The 18163-nt window shown below is 71.7% G+C and carries 18 protein-coding genes; 11 read left to right on the top strand and 7 right to left on the bottom strand.

Going from position 1 to position 18163, the window contains the following annotated elements; translation table 11 throughout:
* Positions 1-18 precede the first annotated feature (18 nt).
* Positions 19-1152: a helix-turn-helix transcriptional regulator gene (locus ACZ7OU_RS24240; RefSeq protein WP_470256801.1), complete on the bottom strand. Its 1134-nt coding sequence runs from the start codon at positions 1150-1152 to the stop codon at positions 19-21.
* Positions 1153-1319: 167 nt separating this feature from the next.
* Here ACZ7OU_RS24240 and ACZ7OU_RS24245 point away from each other — a divergent pair, with 167 nt between their 5' ends.
* On the top strand, positions 1320-2168 hold the full coding sequence (locus tag ACZ7OU_RS24245) for an alpha/beta hydrolase (RefSeq protein WP_470256802.1): 849 nt from the start codon (positions 1320-1322) through the stop codon (positions 2166-2168).
* 63 nt (positions 2169-2231) lie between these two features.
* Here ACZ7OU_RS24245 and ACZ7OU_RS24250 read toward each other — a convergent pair whose 3' ends face one another.
* On the bottom strand, positions 2232-2867 hold the full coding sequence (locus ACZ7OU_RS24250; RefSeq protein WP_470256803.1) for a hypothetical protein: 636 nt from the start codon (positions 2865-2867) through the stop codon (positions 2232-2234).
* On the bottom strand, positions 2839-3891 hold the full coding sequence (locus tag ACZ7OU_RS24255) for a LacI family DNA-binding transcriptional regulator (RefSeq protein ID WP_470256804.1): 1053 nt from the start codon (positions 3889-3891) through the stop codon (positions 2839-2841). Before ACZ7OU_RS24255 ends, ACZ7OU_RS24250 begins: the two co-directional genes overlap by 29 nt.
* Positions 3892-3986: 95 nt before the next feature.
* On the opposite strand from ACZ7OU_RS24255, the gene ACZ7OU_RS24260 reads away from it, so the two are divergent.
* Genes ACZ7OU_RS24260 through ACZ7OU_RS24280 form a run of 5 tightly spaced genes read left to right on the top strand, consistent with a single transcriptional unit; the run spans position 3987 to position 11762 of the window.
* A complete protein-coding gene (locus ACZ7OU_RS24260) occupies positions 3987-5642 on the top strand; it encodes a glycoside hydrolase family 13 protein (protein ID WP_470256805.1) in 1656 nt (551 codons plus the stop codon).
* Positions 5643-5658: 16 nt separating this feature from the next.
* Positions 5659-7023, top strand: a complete 1365-nt coding sequence (locus ACZ7OU_RS24265) for an ABC transporter substrate-binding protein (RefSeq protein ID WP_470256806.1) — start codon at positions 5659-5661, stop codon at positions 7021-7023.
* Complete coding sequence (locus tag ACZ7OU_RS24270) at positions 7020-7973, top strand: carbohydrate ABC transporter permease (protein ID WP_470256807.1); 954 nt, start codon at positions 7020-7022, stop codon at positions 7971-7973. Before ACZ7OU_RS24265 ends, ACZ7OU_RS24270 begins: the two co-directional genes overlap by 4 nt.
* Positions 7970-8842: a carbohydrate ABC transporter permease gene (locus ACZ7OU_RS24275; protein WP_470256808.1), complete on the top strand. Its 873-nt coding sequence runs from the start codon at positions 7970-7972 to the stop codon at positions 8840-8842. The genes ACZ7OU_RS24270 and ACZ7OU_RS24275 overlap by 4 nt, the downstream gene beginning before the upstream one ends.
* 28 nt (positions 8843-8870) lie before the next feature.
* Positions 8871-11762, top strand: a complete 2892-nt coding sequence (locus ACZ7OU_RS24280) for a CBM35 domain-containing protein (protein ID WP_470256809.1) — start codon at positions 8871-8873, stop codon at positions 11760-11762.
* A gap of 76 nt (positions 11763-11838) precedes the next feature.
* Here the strand turns inward: ACZ7OU_RS24280 and ACZ7OU_RS24285 are convergent, their stop codons facing one another.
* Both ACZ7OU_RS24285 and ACZ7OU_RS24290 read right to left on the bottom strand, forming a co-directional pair.
* The gene (locus ACZ7OU_RS24285) at positions 11839-12270 is read right to left on the bottom strand and encodes a nitroreductase family deazaflavin-dependent oxidoreductase (protein WP_470256810.1); all 432 of its coding nucleotides are present in this window, start codon (positions 12268-12270) and stop codon (positions 11839-11841) included.
* Between the two features lie 60 nt (positions 12271-12330).
* Positions 12331-13266: an amidohydrolase family protein gene (locus ACZ7OU_RS24290; RefSeq protein ID WP_470256811.1), complete on the bottom strand. Its 936-nt coding sequence runs from the start codon at positions 13264-13266 to the stop codon at positions 12331-12333.
* Positions 13267-13323: 57 nt separating this feature from the next.
* On the opposite strand from ACZ7OU_RS24290, the gene ACZ7OU_RS24295 reads away from it, so the two are divergent.
* The 4 genes from ACZ7OU_RS24295 to ACZ7OU_RS24310 are packed head-to-tail and all read left to right on the top strand — an operon-like array spanning position 13324 to position 15780.
* Positions 13324-13782 carry a MarR family winged helix-turn-helix transcriptional regulator gene (locus tag ACZ7OU_RS24295; RefSeq protein WP_470237803.1) on the top strand — a complete coding sequence of 153 codons (459 nt, stop codon included), beginning with the start codon at positions 13324-13326 and terminating at the stop codon, positions 13780-13782.
* 54 nt (positions 13783-13836) lie between these two features.
* Positions 13837-14190 (top strand): RidA family protein, encoded by a 354-nt coding sequence (locus ACZ7OU_RS24300; protein ID WP_470256812.1) that lies wholly within the window; start codon positions 13837-13839, stop codon positions 14188-14190.
* Complete coding sequence (locus ACZ7OU_RS24305; RefSeq protein ID WP_470256813.1) at positions 14183-14827, top strand: helix-turn-helix transcriptional regulator; 645 nt, start codon at positions 14183-14185, stop codon at positions 14825-14827. The genes ACZ7OU_RS24300 and ACZ7OU_RS24305 overlap by 8 nt, the downstream gene beginning before the upstream one ends.
* Positions 14824-15780 carry a pyridoxal-phosphate dependent enzyme gene (locus ACZ7OU_RS24310; RefSeq protein ID WP_470256814.1) on the top strand — a complete coding sequence of 319 codons (957 nt, stop codon included), beginning with the start codon at positions 14824-14826 and terminating at the stop codon, positions 15778-15780. Before ACZ7OU_RS24305 ends, ACZ7OU_RS24310 begins: the two co-directional genes overlap by 4 nt.
* Here the strand turns inward: ACZ7OU_RS24310 and ACZ7OU_RS24315 are convergent.
* Positions 15777-16742 carry an NAD(P)-dependent alcohol dehydrogenase gene (locus tag ACZ7OU_RS24315; RefSeq protein ID WP_470256815.1) on the bottom strand — a complete coding sequence of 322 codons (966 nt, stop codon included), beginning with the start codon at positions 16740-16742 and terminating at the stop codon, positions 15777-15779. The two genes, ACZ7OU_RS24310 and ACZ7OU_RS24315, sit on opposite strands and share 4 nt — an antisense overlap.
* A gap of 86 nt (positions 16743-16828) precedes the next feature.
* Between ACZ7OU_RS24315 and ACZ7OU_RS24320 the strand changes: the two genes are divergently transcribed.
* The gene (locus ACZ7OU_RS24320; RefSeq protein ID WP_470256816.1) at positions 16829-17482 is read left to right on the top strand and encodes a TetR/AcrR family transcriptional regulator; all 654 of its coding nucleotides are present in this window, start codon (positions 16829-16831) and stop codon (positions 17480-17482) included.
* 96 nt (positions 17483-17578) lie between these two features.
* Here ACZ7OU_RS24320 and ACZ7OU_RS24325 read toward each other — a convergent pair whose 3' ends face one another.
* Positions 17579-18115, bottom strand: coding sequence for a TetR/AcrR family transcriptional regulator (locus ACZ7OU_RS24325; RefSeq protein WP_470256817.1), 537 nt, complete (start codon positions 18113-18115; stop codon positions 17579-17581).
* Positions 18116-18163 lie beyond the last annotated feature (48 nt).

An 18163-nucleotide genomic window follows, 5' to 3' on the forward strand; every position in this document is an offset into this window, starting at 1 on the left:
TGCCTCTCCCGGAGACGGCTACCGGCGGATCAACGCGTGGTAGCGCGACGTCGCTTCGGCGCGGTTGGCCACGCCGAGCTTGCGCAGCACGCTCTTGACGTGCGACTTCACCGTTCCCGGCGCGACGAACAGCTCCGCCGCGATCTCGGTGTTGGTCCGGCCGCGGACCAGGTGCCGCAGCACGTCGAGCTCGCGGCGGGTCAGCGCCGCCAGCGGGCCTTCGAGGTGGCCCAGCGGGTCGGCCGGGGTGGTGGGCGCGGCGAGCACGTCGGGGCCGAGGAAACCGTCGAGGAGGTCGTCCACCGAGCGCGTCTGCTCCCGCAGCCGTTCCCGCAGGCTGCCGAGCTGCTCGAGGAACACGACGCGCTCGAACACGCAGCCGACCCCCTCGGCGAACAGGCCGATCAGCCGCTGGTCGAACTCGTCGACCTTCGGGCGTTCGGCGTGCTGGTCGGCGTGCAGCAGGCCGACGACCTCGCCGCGGCCGACCAGGGGCGCGACGACGTAGTCCTGGGTCCGCGCGAGCGTGATCAGCCGGTGGTGCACCCGCGGGTTGTGCTGGGCGTCCTCGACCAGCACCGGCAGCCGCTTGCGCACGACCTCGGTCTCGGGCAGCTCGCGGCCGATCCGCCCGGGCAGCGACGACCCGACCTCGACCAGGTCGCGCGCCAGTTGCGGGTCGTCGTGGGCGAACGCCGCCCGCGCGCTCCACTGCGGGCCGGACACCCGGGACAGCAGGGCGCGCCGGTAGCCGAGCCGGTTGATCTCCACCGGGATCTGCGTGGTCAGGTCGCGCAGCGACGTCACCGAGCGCAGCCGGGCCAGGGCGTGCTGCACGCCGGTGAGGGTGGCGGCGCGGGCTTCGAGGCGGAGGTCCCGGATGGCGGTGAGGGTGCTCCCGAGCCGGGGGAGTGCGGCCGCCAGCCGGTCGGCGGCTATGCCTTCGCCGTGGCCGAGCTGCCGCAGCACCCGGTGTTCGGCCGCGCGCAGGGCGGATTCGGCGGAGGTCAGGTCACGGACCCCGCTCGCGAGGTCGGGGTCTCCGGTAAGCGTCGCGACGATGCGCAGGAGGTCCCGCGCGGTCCGCAGGATCGCGTCGGCCGGCTGCGGAGCGTGCCAGCGGGGCGGCCCGGGGTGAACGTCGTCGGTCACGGCCGGCTCCCTTCGTCGGTTGCTCTGTTCGGCCGAGTCTGACGGCGCCCGTGGGGAATGCCCAGCCGGGAGGGATTTTTGCTCCCCAAGGGGAGAGAAGAACCCTCCCGATGGGGGTCGAATCGCCCCCGCCGGTGCGGCAGGGTGGGCCGACTGAGGAGGCGCCGATGCCCGACGCGAAGTTCACCCTGCCCACCGACGTGACCGCCTACCGCTGGGACCCGGACGGCGCGCCGGCCGGGGTCGTGCAGCTGACCCACGGGATGGGCGAGCACGTCCTGCGCTACGACCGGGTCGCGCGCGCGTTCACCGCGCGCGGGTTCGCGGTCTACGGCCAGGACCACCGCGGCCACGGCGCGTCGATCACCGGCGAGCCCGGCGACCTGGGCCCGGACGGCTGGCCGGCGCTGGTCGCCGACCTCGGCGTGCTCACCGCGCGGGCCCGTGCCGAGCAGCCCGGCGTGCCGGTGGTGCTCCTGGCCCACAGCATGGGCTCGTTCGCCGCGCAGCAGTACCTGCTCGACCACTCCGCCGACGTCGACGCGGTGATCCTCACCGGCACCGCCGCGCTGGACGTCCTCGAGCCGGCGTTGGATCTCGACCAGCCGCTGGACCTGGCGATGTTCAACGCGCCGTTCCAGCCGCAGCGCACGGACTACGACTGGCTCAGCCGCGACGAGTCCGAAGTGGACGCTTACGTGGCGGACCCGTTGTGCGGCTTCGGAATCGACCCGGCGAGCACCAAGGCCATGTTCGCGGGCGCGCGCCGGCTCGCCGACCCGGCCGAGGTCGCGCGCATGCGTTCGGACCTGCCGGTGTACCTGGCGGTGGGCGACCAGGACCCGGTGAACGGCAACCTCGCCCTGTTCGAGGTCCTGGTGCAGCGCTACCGGGACGCGGGACTGAAGGACGTGACCACGCGGGTGTACCCGGGGGCCCGGCACGAGATCCTCAACGAGACGAACCGCGCCGAGGTCGTCGCGGACATCGTGGGGTGGACGGAGCAGGCGGTCTAGCGGGGTTCGGGCTGGGCGCCGGGGCGCGCCGTCGCCTGCCGGGGGCGGACTGCGCGGCCGGGGTCAGAAGTCCAGGTCGAAGTTCGTGACGTACCAGGCTTCCTTGAGCTTCTGCAGGCTGAACGTGATGTTCGTCTGGCCCGGCTTCACGCCGGTGGAATGGGAAAGGACGATGTCGTCGAGGGTCTTCCCGTCGACCGAGATCTTGCCGGCGGGGATCTTCGTCGAGTCGCCGGTCGCGGCCGGGCCCGCGACCTCGACCTGGGGTGGGTTCGCCGCCTTGTCCGGCGTGAACGCGGTGCGCAGTCCGTCGAGCACTTTGCGCATCGATTTCATCGTTTTGTCTTCGCCGGCGCACGTTTCGGGGGAAAAGACCTTCGGCGGGGTCTGGTCGGCATCGGCCATGACGGCGCAAGCCTGGGCGAAGTTGCCGGAAACGACCGCGCCGACCCACCGGGCCAGCGCTTGTTCCGCGGTCGACGCCGCGGCCGTCGCATCGGTGGCCGGCGCGTTTTCGCTGCTGGTCGCGGCCGGCGTGGAGGGTGCGGGAACGTTTCCCGTGGCATTCGACGATTTCGCGGCGCAGGACACGGTCAAAGCGGCGGCCAGCACTGTGACACCGATCGCCCGAATAGTCACATATCTGGGGGTTTTCGTCAGCATGCGGAGATCATGCTGATGATCCGCGGCGCTGTCCACCATTCTTCTTCGGCGGGGCCGTCGAGTCGCGGACGGTGAGGGTGACGTCCAGGGTCACCGGCCGGCGCGGGCGGGTGCGGTGCTCGATCGCCTCCATCAGCATCGCGACCGCCGTCGCTCCCTTGCGGCCGATGTCCTGGGTGACCGTGGTGAGCTTCGGCGTGACGTACTTGCTGAACTCCAGGTCGTCGAACCCGACGACGGACACGTCGGCGGGAACCGTCGCCCCCGCCGAAGCCAGGCCTTCCATGATGCCGACCGCCAGCACGTCCGCGGTGGCGAACACGGCCGTCGTGCCCGGATGCCGGTCCAGGAGAACCCTTCCGCGGCCGAACCCTTCGTCGTGCGTGGTGTTGACGACCTCGACCAGCTCCGGGTCCCACGGCGTCCCGGCGTCGGCGAACGCCGCCCGGAAGCCGTCGAACCGTTCGCGGACCACGCCGGCGCGGCCGAACGCGGGCCCGGCGAACACGATCTTCCGGTGGCCGAGCTCCAGCAGGTGCGCGGCGGCGAGGCGGGCGCCGACGAAGTCGTCGGACCGCGGGCCGGTCGTGAGCCGGTTGCGCGAGTAGCTGTCGATCGCGACCATCGGGACCGGCCCGGCCGTGGCCTTGGTCAGCTTGTCGATCTGCTCGTCGACGAACCCGAGCAGGATCGCGCCGTCGAGGCTCCACGAGTGCAGTGCCTCGGTGACCTCCTCGAGCCGCGCGATGCCGCGCAGCAGCAGGTGGTAGCCGGACTTCCGCAGCTCCCGCTCGACGTGCCCGGCGATCGCCATGTGGTGCGGGCTGATCATGAGACTGTCCTCGTCGGCCGCCGGCACCAGCAGGCCGATCAGCTTCGAGGAGCTGCTGGCGAGGCTGCGCGCCGACGCGCTGGGGACGTACCCCATCTCCGCCGCGATCCGGTGCACGCGATCCCGGGTGGCGACCGAAACCCGCGCCGCCTTGCCGTTCATCACGTTCGACACGGTCATCATGCTGACGCCCGCCTCTTCGGCGACCTCCCGCAGTGTGACCCGCACGCGCACCGTCCTTCCCGACTCCGGTGTTGACAGCCTAGCAAGCGCACATTAACGTCCTGCCATCAGGTATAGCGCTAAACCGCCGAGGGGGACCGTTGACGACGCTCAGCTCACCGGCCGTGGCCGAGCCGCGGGAAACCGGGCAGGACCTGTGGTGGCGCAACGCCGTGGTGTACCAGGTGTACCCGCGCAGCTTCGCCGACGGCGACGGCGACGGCACCGGCGACCTGGCCGGCGTCCGGTCCCGCCTGCCGTACCTGGCCTCGCTCGGCGTCGACGCCCTGTGGTTCACCCCCTGGTACGCCTCGCCCCTGGCCGACGGCGGCTACGACGTCGCCGACTACCGGGCGATCGACCCCGCGTTCGGCACGCTCGCCGAGGCCGAAGCCCTGATCGCCGAGGCGCGCGAGCACGGGATCCGGACCATTGTGGACGTCGTCCCGAACCACGTCTCGGACCAGCACGCGTGGTTCCTCGACGCGGTGTCCGCCGGGCCGGGATCCCCGCAGCGGCAACGCTTCTGGTTCCGGGAGGGGCGGGGTGAGCACGGCGAGCTGCCGCCGACCGACTGGCCGTCGACGTTCGGCGGGCCGGCCTGGACCCGGGTGACCGAGCCCGACGGCCGGCCGGGGGAGTGGTACCTGCACCTGTTCGCCTCGGAACAGCCCGACCTGAACTGGAGCCACCCGCAGGTGCGGCGGGAGCACGAGGACGTCCTGCGCTTCTGGTTCGACCGCGGGGTGGCCGGGGTGCGGATCGACTCGGCGACCATGCCGGTCAAGGACCCGGCGCTGCCGGAGCTGGACGGCGAAACCGGCGCGGGTCACCCGTTCGTGGACCGGGACGAGGTGCACCAGATCTACCGTTCCTGGCGGTCCGTCGCCGACTCCTACCCCGAGAAGCGGGTGCTGATCGGGGAGGTGTGGCTCGACGACCCGGCCCGGTTCGCCCGCTACCTGCGGCCGGACGAGATGCACAGCGCGTTCAACTTCGACTTCATGCGCCGCCCGTGGGACGCGGAACAGCTGCGGGAGTCGATCGCGGAGACCCTCGCCAGCCACCGGCCGGTGCTGGCCGCGCCGACGTGGGTGCTGTCCAACCACGACGTCACCCGGCCCGTCACCCGCTACGGCCGTGCGGACAGCTCGTTCCTGCACGCCCGCACCTTCGGCGTCCCGACCGACCTCGAGCTCGGGCACCGCCGGGCGCGCGCCGCGGCGCTGCTGACCGCGGCCCTGCCCGGGTCCCTCTACATCTACCAAGGCGACGAGCTCGGCCTGCCCGAAGTGGACGACCTGCCGGCGGAAGCCCGCCAGGACCCGGTCTTCCGGCGCACCGGCGGTGCCGACCCCGGCCGGGACGGCTGCCGGGTCCCGTTGCCGTGGGGTGAAACCGGGGCCAGCTACGGCTTCAGCACCGATCCGCACGCGACGGCTTGGCTGCCGCAGCCCGCGACGTGGGCCGAGCTTTCGGTGCGGCGCCAGGAAAGCACGCCGTCCTCGATGCTGATGCTCTACCGCGCCGTCCTGGACCTGCGCCGCACGCTCCCGGCGCTGGCCGGGGAGGACTTCGCCTGGCTGGAGCCGGCGCCGGGCGTGCTCGGCTTCCGCCGCGGCGAGGACTTCGCCTGCTTGGTCAACTTCACCACCGAGGCCCGGCCGCTGCCCCCGCACGCGGAGGTCCTGCTGGGCAGCGGCGAGCTTTCCGGGCTGCTGCCCGCCGACACGGCCGTCTGGCTACGCCTTCAGTAGTTAAGGAGGGACACTGATGTCCTCGAAAACCCTCACCATCGTGCTCACCGCCGCGCTCGGGCTCGGCGTGCTCACGGCCTGCGGCACCGACAACGGCGGGGACACCACCGCCGACGGGAAGACCGTCGTCAAGGTCGCCCTCGAGCCCGGCCAGGACAAGAGCGCCGTCGACGCGTTCACCGCCCGCGTCGCCCAGTTCGAGCAGGCGAACCCCGGGATCGACCTGGTGGTCCAGGAGTTCAAGTGGGACCCCACGAAGTTCACCGCGCAGCTGGCCGGCGGCACGCTGCCGGACGTGGTGACCGTCCCGTTCACCGACGGGCGCGGCCTGATCGAGCGCCACCAGATCGCCGACATCAGCGCCGACGTCGCCCAGCTGCCCTACGCCGGGAAGTTCAACCCGGAGGTGGCGAAGACCGGTCAGGACGCCCAGGGCAAGCAGGAAGCGATCCCGATCGCGGCCTACACCCAGGCCCTGCACTACAACCGCACGCTGTTCAAGCAGGCGGGCCTCGACCCGGACAAGCCACCGTCCACCTGGGACGAAGTCCGCACGGCCGCGAAGCAGATCGCGCAGCGCACCGGCGCCGCCGGGTACGCCCAGATGACCAAGGACAACACCGGCGGCTGGATCCTCGTCACCCAGGACTACGCGTTCGGCGGCCGCACCGAGAAGCTCGACGGCGACAAGGCCACCGCCACGATCGACACGCCGCAGCTGCGCCAGGTGCTGCAGAACCTGCGCGCGATGCGCTGGGACGACGACAGCATGGGCGCGAACTTCCTCTACGACTGGAACGGCATCAACCAGGACTTCGCCGCCGGCCGGATCGGCATGTACGTCTCCGGCGGCGGCAACTACAAGGACCTGCTCGCCCAGAACGCGATCAAGCCCGCCGACTACGGCGTGACCGCGCTGCCGCTCACCGGCCCGGACGCCGGCGCGCTCGGCGGCGGCACCCTCGCCGTGGTCAACGTCAAGGCGTCGAAGAAGACCCAGTCCGCCGCGGTGAAGTGGATCGACTTCTACTACCTGCGCAAGCTGACCGACCAGGCCGCGGCGGAGGCCGACGCGAAGACCAACGCCGACGCCAAACAGGCCGTGGGCTCGCCCGAGCTGCCGGTGTTCGACAAAGCCACCTACGACGAGCGGCTGCGGTGGATCAGCCGGTACGTCACCGTGCCGCTGGCGCAGATGACCCCGTACACCAGCAAGATGTTCGGCCAGCCGTTGCTGCCCGAGCCCACCCGGGCGACCCAGAAGGTCTACGGGGTGCTGGACACCGTGGTGCAGAAGGTCCTCACCGACCGGGGCGCCGACGTCAACGCGCTGCTCGCGGACGCCCAGACCCAGGTGCAGGCCCTGCTGGACCGGCCGTGACGACCGCGGCCCCGCCCCGGATCGACGCGCCCGCACCGGTCCGGGAACGGGCCCGGCGAAGGCCGCTGCGGTGGGTGCGCCGCGGCGGCCTCGCCCCGGTGCTGTTCCTGCTGCCGGCGCTGGTCGTCTTCGGGATGTTCGCCTGGCTGCCCATCGGCAAGTCCGCGCTGATGAGCTTCCAGCGGACGAACCTCGTCACCGCACCGGTGTTCGTCGGCCTGGACAACTACCGGACCGTGCTCGGCGACCCGATGTTCTGGACCGCCGTCGGCAACACCGGCCTCTTCGCGGTACTGGCGTTGCTGATCGGCTATCCGATCCCGCTCGCGCTGGCCGTCCTGATGAGCGAGGTCCGGAAGGGGCGGGGCCTGTTCAGCGCGCTGGCCTACCTGCCGGTGGTGATCCCGCCGGTCGTGGCCGTGCTGCTGTGGAAGGTGTTCTACGACGCCGGCCCGGACGGCCTCTTCAACCAGGTCCTCGGCCTGGTGGGGATCGGGCCGGCGCCGTGGCTGCAGTCCGCGTCGACCGCGATGGGCTCGCTCGTCATCGAAGCGACCTGGGCCGCGGCCGGCAGCACCGTGATCATCTACCTCGCCGCGTTGACCAGCGTGCCGCCCGAGCTCTACGAAGCCGCCGAGCTCGACGGCGCGACCATCCGCGGCAAGGTCCGGCACGTCACGCTCCCGCACCTGCGCGGCGTGCTGCTGACGACGTTCATCCTGCAGATCATCGGCACCACGCAGGTGTTCCTCGAACCGTTCCTGTTCACCGGCGGCGGCCCGGCGCACGCCACCACGACGATCCTGCTGCTGATCTACAACTACGCCTTCGCCGACAGCCTCGGCGGGGACTACGGCGCGGCCACCGCGCTCAGCGTCCTGCTCGCCGGGACCCTCGCGCTCTTCTCCGCCGTCTTCCTGCGGCTGACCCGGTCCTGGAGCACGTCATGAGCGGCGGCGTCGACCGTGGCCTGATCGCCCCCACGGAATGGCGGCGGCCAGGCGTCCGGCGCCTCACCCGGACGCTGCAGGGTGCGCTGCTGGCCGCGTTGTTCGCGGCCGGGCTGGGCCCGCTGCTGTGGCTGGCCAAAGCCGCGGTCACGCCCACCCAGGACACCCTGCGCGACCCCCTCGCGCTGTGGCCGCACGGCATCGACTTCGCCAACCTCGTCACGGCGTGGACCCGCGTCGAGGTCGGCAAGTACTTCCTCAACACGATCTGGGTGGCGCTCGGCGCGTGGCTGGTCCAGCTGCTCGTCGCGACGACCACCGGGTACGCCCTCGCCGTCCTGAAACCCCGCTACCGCAAGGTCGTCACCGCGATCGTGATGGCGACGCTGTTCGTGCCGTCGGTGGTGCTGCTGGTGCCGCTGTACCTGAGCATGGTCGACCTGTCGCTGATCAACACGTTCTGGGCGGTGTGGCTGCCCTCGGGGGCCAACGCGTTCAACGTGATCCTCGTGCAGCGGTTCTTCGCGAACCTGCCGAGTGAGGTGTTCGAGGCGGCCCGGGTGGACGGCGCCGGGCCGCTGCGCATCTTCCTGTTCGTCGTGCTGCCGATGTCGAAGCCGATCCTCGGCGTGGTGTCGGTGTTCGCCGTCATCGCGTCCTGGAAGGACTTCCTCTGGCCCATGCTGGTGCTGCCCGACCCGGCGGTGCAGCCGCTTTCGGTGCGGCTGCCCGCGTTGCAGACCTTCGTGGAGCTCGACGTCTTCCTGGCCGCACTGGCCATCGCCACGGTCATCCCCGTGGCTCTCTTCCTCGTGTTCCAGCGCCTGGTGCTGCGCGGCGACGCGCTCAGCGGCGCGGTCAAAGGCTGACTCCACTGACCCATTTCGGGAGCGACTCATGAAGAAACCGTTATTGCTGCTGGCGGTCACCGCGGTCGTCGCGTCGTTCGCCACCGCACCACCGGCCGCCGCGGCGACGACCAGGCTGGAAGCCGAGTCCGCCGCGCTGTCCGGCGGCGCGGTGACCCAGAACGATCACCCCGGTGCGAGCGGCGGCCGGTTCGTCGGCGGGTACGTCGACGGCAACCGCGGCACCGCCAAGACCGACTTCACGGTCAGTTCCACCGGCGGGTCGACCACGCTCGTCCTCGGCTACGCCAACGGCACCGGCTCGGCCCGGACGTTGTCCCTGTCGATCGACGGTGCCGCCCGGCAGATTTCCTTGCCCGCGACCGCGAACTGGGACACCTGGGGCCAGGCGAGCACGACGGCCACGCTGTCGTCCGGCACTCACCACGTCGCCTACTCGTTCGGTACGGCCGACAACGGCAACGTCAACCTCGACTACCTCGACGTGACCGCCGGATCGACGTCGGAATCGGGTGTGCTGGAGACGGAGTCCGCCGCTTTGACGGGCGGTGCGGTGGTGGCGACCGACCACGCGGGCTACACCGGCAGCGGGTTCGTCGGCGGGTACACCGACGGCAACCGCGGCACCGCGAAGACGACCTTCTCGGTGACGGCCACGGGCGCCACGAACCTCACCCTGCGCTACGCGAACGGAAGCGGCGTCCCGCAAACGCTTTCCCTGCTGGTGGACGGCGTCAAGCTGCGGCAGGTTTCGTTCCCCACGACCGCGAACTGGGACACGTGGGCGACCGAGACCGAGACGCTCTCCGCGGGCGCCCACACCGTCGCCTACTTCTACGACACCACCGACAGCGGGAACGTCAACCTCGACAACCTGTCCGTGTCGGCGAACACCCCGGCCGGTCCTGGCGAAGCCGAGAGCGCGTTCCTGTCCTCCGGCGCGACCCTCGCCACCGCGACTTCCGGCTACAACGGCAACGGGTACGTCGCCGGCTTCGACCACGTCGGCGCACGGGTCATCCGGACCGTCGTCCTGGCTTCGGCCGGCACCGCGACCGCCACCGTCCGGTTCGCCAACACCAGCGGCGCGAACCGCGTGCTCGCGGTGTCCGCCAACGGGCAGGACGCCGGCAGCGTCTCGCTGACCTCGGGCACCGGGTGGCGCACCGCCACGATCTCGGTTCCCCTGCGCGCGGGCCTGAACACGGTCGGCCTCGCGAGCACGTCCGCGACCGGAGGTGACGTACTTGTCGACAGCGTGACCGTCGGCGGCGAGACGGCGGCCGCCACGCGCGGCGCGACCACCCCGTACACCGAGTACGAGGCCGAGGAGGGGACCCTCGCGGGCGGCGCCACCACGCCGGCGGCGGATCGCACCTACCGCACGGTGTCGTCGGAAGCGAGCGGCCGCCGCGCGGTGCGGCTGAGTGGCACCGGCCAGTCGGTCGCCGTCACCCTCACCAAACCGGCGAACGCGGTCGTCGTGCGGTTCTCGATCCCGGACTCCGCCGACGGAACCGGCACCACGGCGCCGCTGGCGCTCTACGCGAACGGCACGAAGGTCAAGGACCTCACGCTGACGTCGCAGTACAGCTGGGTCTACGGCGACTACCCGTTCAGCAACACGCCGTCGCAGGGCTTGGCGCACCGGTTCTTCGACGAGGTCCGCACGACGATCGGGGACTTCCCGGCCGGCACCGTGCTGAAGCTGCAGAAGGACTCGGCGGCCGCATCGACCATCGACGTCGACCTGATCGACGCCGAGCAGGTACCGGCCGCCCTGCCCGCACCGGCCGGCTCGCTGTCGATCACCTCGTACGGCGCCGTGCCGGACAACGGCTCGGACGCGACTTCCGCGATCACGGCGGCGATTGCGGCGGCGCGGTCGCAGAACAAGCCGCTCTACGTCCCGGCGGGGACGTTCCGGATCAGCGCGCCGATCAGCGTCGCCGACGTGAAGATCTTCGGCGCCGGGCCGTGGTCGTCAGTGCTGCAAGGTACTGGCCTCAAGGGTGGGTTCTTCGCGAGCGGCCCGAACGTGACGATCGCCGACCTCGCGATCTTCGGCGACAACCGCACCCGCGACGACGCGAACGGGAACGCCGCGCTGGAAGGCAACTTCGGCACCGGCTCGCTGCTGCAGAACCTCTGGGTCGAGCACACGAAGGTCGGGCTCTGGGCCGACTCCGGCACCGACGGCCTGTACGCCGTGGGCCTGCGCGTCCGCGACACCTACGCGGACGGCGTCAACATCCACGCCGGCGGCGGGGTCACGAACAACGTCCGCGTGGACCAGTCGGTCTTGCGCAACACGGGTGACGACGCGCTGGCGATGTATTCCGAAGGCAACGCCGTGACGAACAGCGCGTTCACCGCGAACACCGTGCAGTCGCCCATGCTGGCGAACGGCGTCGGGATCTACGGCGGCACGAGCAACCGCGCGGAGGACAACCTGATCAGCGACACCGTCGCGGCGTCGTCGGGCATCGCGGTGAGCACGCGCTTCAACCCGGTGGCGTTCAGCGGGACCACGGCGGTGCGACGGAACACCCTGGTCCGCACCGGCGGGGACGAGCCCAACTGGAAGAAGCCGTTCGGAGCCGTGCAGATCTTCGCGCTGACCAAGGACATCAGCGCCCCGATCGTGCTGGCGGACCTGACGATCACCGACACCACCCGGCAGGCCGTCCAGGTCACCGACGAGCGCCTCGACCCGGGCGCGGCCATCGTCGGCCGGAAGATCACCCAGCTCAGCCTGGACCACGTGACGATCACCGGCGCCGGCACCTACGGGATCGACCTCAGCTCGGCGGGGTCGGGTTCGGTGTCGAACACGTCGGTGACGGGCGCGGCGTCCGGCGGGCTGACCAACCCGGGCGGTTTTTCACTCGTCCGAGGGACGGGGAACTCGGGATTCTGACCGCGTGGCGAGGTGCGGGGGACACGGAATGGTCTGCCGCGGCGGGTACCCTGCCGCGGCAGACCGGGCCGTCGTGCTACTTCGGGTCGAGGACGAACACCGGGATCTGCCGGTCGGTCTTCGTCTGGTACTCGGCGTACGACGGGTAGGCCGCCACCGCGCGCTCCCACCACTCGGCGCGCTCGGCGCCCTCGACCTCGCGTGCCGCGTAGGTCTTCGTCGTGGTTCCGTCCTGCAGGGGGAACTCCGGGTGCGCCTTGATGTTGTGGTACCAGACGGGGTGCTCCGGGGCGCCGCCCTTGGACGCCACCACCGCGTAGCTGCCCGCGTGCTCCACCCGCATGACCGGGGTGTAGCGCAGCTTGCCGGTCTTCGCGCCGCGCAGCGTCAGCAGCACGATCGGCGACCCGAGCACCTCGATCCCCTCGGTGGTTCCGGTCTCCAGGATCGTCTTGGTCTGACCCTGCACCCACTCGGTGGGACTGAATTCTGCGGTTTCGTCGGACATGCCCTTGATCAACACCCCGGACCCGGGTTTCATTCCCGGGCCCTCCCGCGGAGGGGACCGTCAGCGAGCGCGGAGCCGGGGGAACAGCGCTTCCGCCGCGGTGCGGTCGACGTCGGGGAAGCGTTCGGCACCGGGGCCGTCGTAGGCGGTGAGGTACCGGTCGAACTCCCCGCGCCACTCCTTCGGCGCGAAGGGGAAGTCGCTGCCGTAGAGGACGTGGCCGGGTTCGGCGAACGCGAAGAGCGACGGGAGCGCGGTCGGCGACGCGGACAGGGCCGTGTCGAAGTAGAACTTCCGCAGCCCGGCCATGATGCTTTCCGGGGTGGTGCCGGGGTTGAACATCGCCGCGCCGGTGAAGCGGTGCGCGGCGAAGGGCAGGAAGCCGCCGGCGTGCGACAGGATGATCCGCAGGTCCGGATGCCGGTCGAACACGCCGTGGGCCACCAGGTCGAGCGCGGTGCGCGTGGTGTCGAACGGGAAGTCCAGCAGGGGACTGGGCAGGCCGTCGAGCCGCGGGATCGGCGGTTCGGCCGGGTGCACGAACACCACGGCGTCGCGGGCGGCCAGTTCCGTCCACAGTGGCTCGTACGCCGGGTGGCCCAGGTAGTGGCCGTCGGAGTTGGACAGCAGGACGACGCCGTCGGCGTGCAGTTCGTCCAGTGCCCGCGCCGCCTCGGCGACCGCGCCGTCGAAGTCCGGCAGCGGGAGCACGGCGAAGTGCCCGAACCGGCCGGGAGTGTCCTTGACCAGCTCCGCCTGGAAGTCGTTGATCTCGCGGGCCAGGTCCCGGGCCGCGGCGTCGTCGCCGAAGTGGACGCCCGGCGCGCTGATGGACAGCACCCCGGTGGCGATCCCCGCCTCGTCCATCATCGCGAGCGCGGCACCGGGGCTCCACGCAGGCATCGGCCACCCGCCCGCGGTCCGGCCGCTGTCCGCCAGCGCCTGCTGGTACCGGGCCGGGATCAGGTGCTGGTGGACGTCGATGCGGTCACTCATGATGTCTAGCCTCCTAATAGCTAGGTTGCTAACTATTGCTTTGCTAGAGTAGCTCGCATGACGACCGGCAACAAGCCTCCGAACGCGGCGGAGGTCGACGAACTGGTGCAGGCGGCCGACGCCGTGTTCTTCGCCATGCGCAAGGCCCGCTCGGCGGGCGCGGACCGGGACGCCGGGCTGTCGCTGCCGCAGGTCACGATGCTCGAGCCGCTGGCGGGCGAGCCGGAGCTGCCGGTCGGCAGGCTCGCCGCCGCCGCCGACGTGTCCATCCCCACGGCCACCCGGATGCTCCAGCAGCTGGAAGGCGCCGGGGTGGTGACGCGACGGCGGTCACCCGAAGACGAGCGCAAAGTCCTGGTGACGCTGACGCCGGAGGGTCGCGAGCGGCTGGCGCGGCTCCTGGCCCGCCGGCGCGAACGCCAGGCCGAAGCGTTCGGCACGTTCTCCTCCGCCGAGCGCGAGCAGCTCGTCGCCCTGCTCCGCCGGCTCGTGCCGGTGATCGACCGCATCCGCTGACCGCGTGACGGGCATCATCTGGACGTTCAGTCCACGGCTTGTACAGTCTGTCTGGTGAGCAACGACCACCCGTATCCCGCCGCTTTCCGCAGTGGCGACCTCGTCACCGTCTCCGGCCGCCTCGGCGTGACCGAGACCGGCGCGCTGGTGCCCGGCGGGTTCGACGCCGAATGCGCCCGGGCCTTCGCCAACCTCGACGCCGCCCTGCGGTCGGTCGGAGCGGGCCGGGCCGACGTGGTGAAGGTCGTCGTCTACCTGACCGACATCGCCGACCGGGACGGCCTCAACCGCGTCTACGAAGAGTTCTTCGCCGAGCCCCGGCCGGCTCGCAGCTGCATCGGCGCGGCGGCGCTGCCCTACGGCGCCGTCGTCGAAGTCGAAGCCCTCGCCCGGGTGCGCGATGTCTGAGCAGGACGCGATCCTCGCGGCGCTCGCCCCGGTGACCGAGGGCATCGTGGCGACGCTGGGCTCGTTCTGCGAGGTCGTCGTCCACGACTTCCGCCGCCCGGAGACGTCGGTGGTGGCGATCGCCGGCTCGGTCACCGAACGCGGCGTCGGGGGCTCGATGAGCGAGATCGGCATGGGCCTGCTCGCGCGGGGCGACGACGCCGAGGACCAGCTGAACTACGTCACCCGCACGGCGTCCGGGAAGCTCGTCAAGTCCTCGACGATGGTGCTGCGGGACAGCGGCGGCACGGTGTTCGGCGCGTTGTGCGTGAACCTCGACGTGACGGCACTGGGCCAGCTGCGGACCCTGGTCGGCGAGCTCGCCGACGTCGGGACCGCCGCGGAAACGCCGACCACGACGTTCGGCGACGACGTCGGCGCCGTGGTGGCCGCGATCGTCGACGAACACCAGCTGCGGCTGGGCAAACCCTGGGCCGCGCTCGGCCGCGACGAACGCCTCGACCTGTTCCGCGGCCTGCGCGACCGGGGCGTTTTCGCCGTCCGGGGTGCGGTGCCGCGGGTCGCCGCGCGGATCGGCATCTCCCGCGCCTCGGCCTACACCTACCTCGCCGAAATCCGTGACCAAGGAGCACCGTGAACCCGCTCGTGACCCTCGACGACGTCCGCGACGCGGCCGCCCGCCTGGCCGGCGTCGCCCACCGGACGCCGGTCGTGCGCTCCCGCACCCTCGACGACCTCGTCGGCGCCGAAGTCCTGCTGAAGTGCGAAAACCTCCAGCGCATCGGCGCTTTCAAGTTCCGCGGCGCGTACAACGCCGCCTCGCGGCTGTCGCCGGAGCAGCTGGCGAAGGGCATCGCCGCGTATTCGTCGGGCAACCACGCGCAGGCCGTCGCGCTCGCCGCCCGGGAGCTCGGCAGCAGCGCGGTCATCCTCGTCCCCGAAGACACCCCGAAGTCCAAAGTGGACGCGACCAGGGGGTACGGCGCCGAGATCGTCACCTACGACCGGTACACGGGCGACCGGGTCGCGCTCGGCGAGGCGCTGGCGGCCGAGCGGGGCCTGGCGCTGATCCCGCCCTACGAGCACCCGCACGTGATCGCCGGCCAGGGCACCGCGGCGCTGGAACTGCTCGAAGACGCGGGTCCGGTGGACACGCTGGTCGTCCCGGTCGGCGGTGGCGGCCTCATCGCGGGCAGCGCGACCGCCGCGAAGGCGCTGCGACCGGGCATTCGCGTCGTGGGTGTCGAACCGGCGGCGGGCGACGACACCAAGCGCTCGCTCGAGGCGGGCGAACGCGTCTCGATCCCCGTTCCCCGCACCATCGCCGACGGCCAGGCCGCCTCGATCCCGGGCGAGCTGACGTTCTCGATCAACCGGCACCTGGTCGACGCCATCGCGCTGGTCTCCGACGACGCCGTCCGGGAGGCGATGCGGTTCGCCTTCGAGCGGCTCAAGCTCGTCCTCGAGCCCAGCGGCGCGACCGGCCTGGCCGCGCTGATCAGCGGCCAGGTGCCCGTGTCCGGACGGGCCGGCGTGCTCATCAGCGGCGGCAACGTCAGTCCGGAGCGCTTCGCGGAACTGATCGCCTAGCCCACCTCGACGACGTACTTGCCCCGCACGCCACCGGCTTCCAGCGCCCGGTGTGCCGCCGCCGTCTCCGCCAGGGAGAACACCTTGTGGACCGCCGGCTCGAGCTTGCCCTCGGCGACGTGCCGGGCGAGGTCGTCGAACTCCGGCCGCTTCGGATTGCCGCTGAACGCGCGCACCCGGGCGCGGCCGTGCACCGCGCTCGCCGCGATCGAGCCCAGCGAGGTGACGATTCTGGTCAGGTCGAAGGCGATGGTGACCATGCGCCCGCCCGGCGCCAGCAGCCGCCGGAAGCTCGCCAGGTCGGTGCCCGCGGTGTCCAGGACGACGTCGAACCGGCCCAGCTCGGCGGGCCCGGCGGTCCGGTGGTCGAGTGCCTCGGTGGCGCCGAGCTCGCGCACGAAGTCGAGGTTGGCGGCCCGCGCCAAGGCCGTGACCTCGGCGCCGTACGCGTGTCCGAGCTGGACGGCGGCGTTGCCGACGCCGCCCGCCGCGCCCCGGATGAGCAGCCGTTCGCCGGGGCGCAGCGCGGCCTTGTCCCGCAACGCGGTCACCGCCGTGGTGGCGACCGGCAGCGCCGCGGCGTCCACCAGGTCCAGGCCGCCGGGGACCAAGCCGACCCGATCGGCCGCCACCGTGACGTACTCCGCGGCGCTGCCGAAGCCGGCGGTGCGCGGCAGGACGCCCCACACGCGGTCGCCGATCGCGAACGCCGTCGTGCCGGCACCGAGGGCGGCGACCTCGCCGGTGAAGTCCAGCCCGACTCGCTGGGGGAACTTCTTCCCGGTGAGGAGGCGGAGCTTTCCGGCGCGGGCCGCCAGCTCACCGCCGTTGACGCTGAAAGCGCGTACCCGCACCAGAACCTCGCCCGGTGCCGGGGCCGGCCGCGGAACTTGGCCGACGTAGAGCACGTCGGGGTCGCCGTAGCGGTCGAAGAGCACTGCCTTCATCGTGCGGTCGGTCACCGTTCTCACCTTCGTCAGGGGGCTTTGCCCGTGACCGTAGACTCGCAAATGGACGAGATCATCCGTTTCTGCCGAGGTGAGAGACAATGCCCGCAGCACCTTCTCGGATAGCGGCCCCGACCGAGCTGCGGGCGGACGCGCGGCGCAACCAGGAGCGCATCCTCGTCGCCGCCCGCGCGGTCTTCGCCGAGCGCGGGATCGACGCCCCGATGGCGACCGTGGCCCGGCGCGCCGGTGTCGGCGTCGCGACGTTGTACCGGCGCTTCCCGACGCGCGACGCGTTGGTGCGGGCCGCGTTCACGCGGCAGATGGAGACGTGCACGCGAGCCTTCACCGACGCGATCGCCGATCCCGACCCATGGCACGGGTTCCGGCGGCTGTTCGAGACGATCTGCGCGCTGCAGCGGGAGGAGCGGGGCTTCCCGGCCGCGTTCATGGCGGCCTTCCCGGACGCCGCGGCGGCCCACAGCCGGTCGCGAAGCCAGACCGAACGAGCGCTCGCGACCCTGATCCGCCGGGCGCAGGCGGCGGGGGAGCTGCGGGCCGACTTCCGGCTCTCGGACCTCGCGGTGGCGTTCCTGGCCCACGGCGGGTTGGTGACGGCGTTGCCCGCCGATGCGGCGGCGTCCCGTCGCCTGGTCGCGTACCTGCTCCAGGCCTTTCGCGCCGACGCGGCGAACGGGAGGCTGCCCGCGCCCTCCGCGCTGTCCCTGCACGGTTTCGCGCTCTCCGCCGACTGACGGCGGCTCCCGGCGCCTACGTCGTCGAGGCGCTGCGGGCACCGCGCCAACACCCCGGCCGACGCCGTGCCGCGGAACTGGCCGCCGGCCTGAGCTTCACGACCCGATGATCGCCACGAGCGCCGCGGTGAAGGGGGCCGGGTCGACGTCGCCGCGTACGGCGAGCTGCTGGGTGTAGCCGTGGCACAGGGCCACGAACGCCTCCGCGATCCGCGCCGCTTCGGCCGGCTCTCGGCCGGGCAGGAGTGCGGCGACGTCGGTGCGCAGGTCGTCGAGCTGCCGCTGGACGACGGCGGCGAGCGGTGGGGAGACCGCGGCCTCGGCGTAGATCTGCGCGACCAGCCGGGCGTGGTCCTCCTCGCGCGCCATCGTGCGGATGTGGTGGAGGAACCCGGCCGTGGATTCGGCGGTCAGCTCGGCGGGGAGCGCCTGGGTGGACTGCTCGCAGATGGCCGCGACGATCTGGTCCTTGCCCTTGAAGTACCGGTAGATCGCCCCGATGGACAGGCCGGAGGCCTCGACGAGGTCGGGCATGGACGTCCGGGCGAAGCCGTGGCCGGCGAAGCGCGCGCGGGCCGCGTCGAGGATCTGCTGACGGCGGGCGTCGAGGTGGGCTTGCGTGACTCTCGGCATAAAAGAACGACCATTCGTTTTTTGTGCTAACGTCCGAACCATACCCCA

Source organism: Amycolatopsis sp. NPDC114505 (assembly GCF_055633615.1).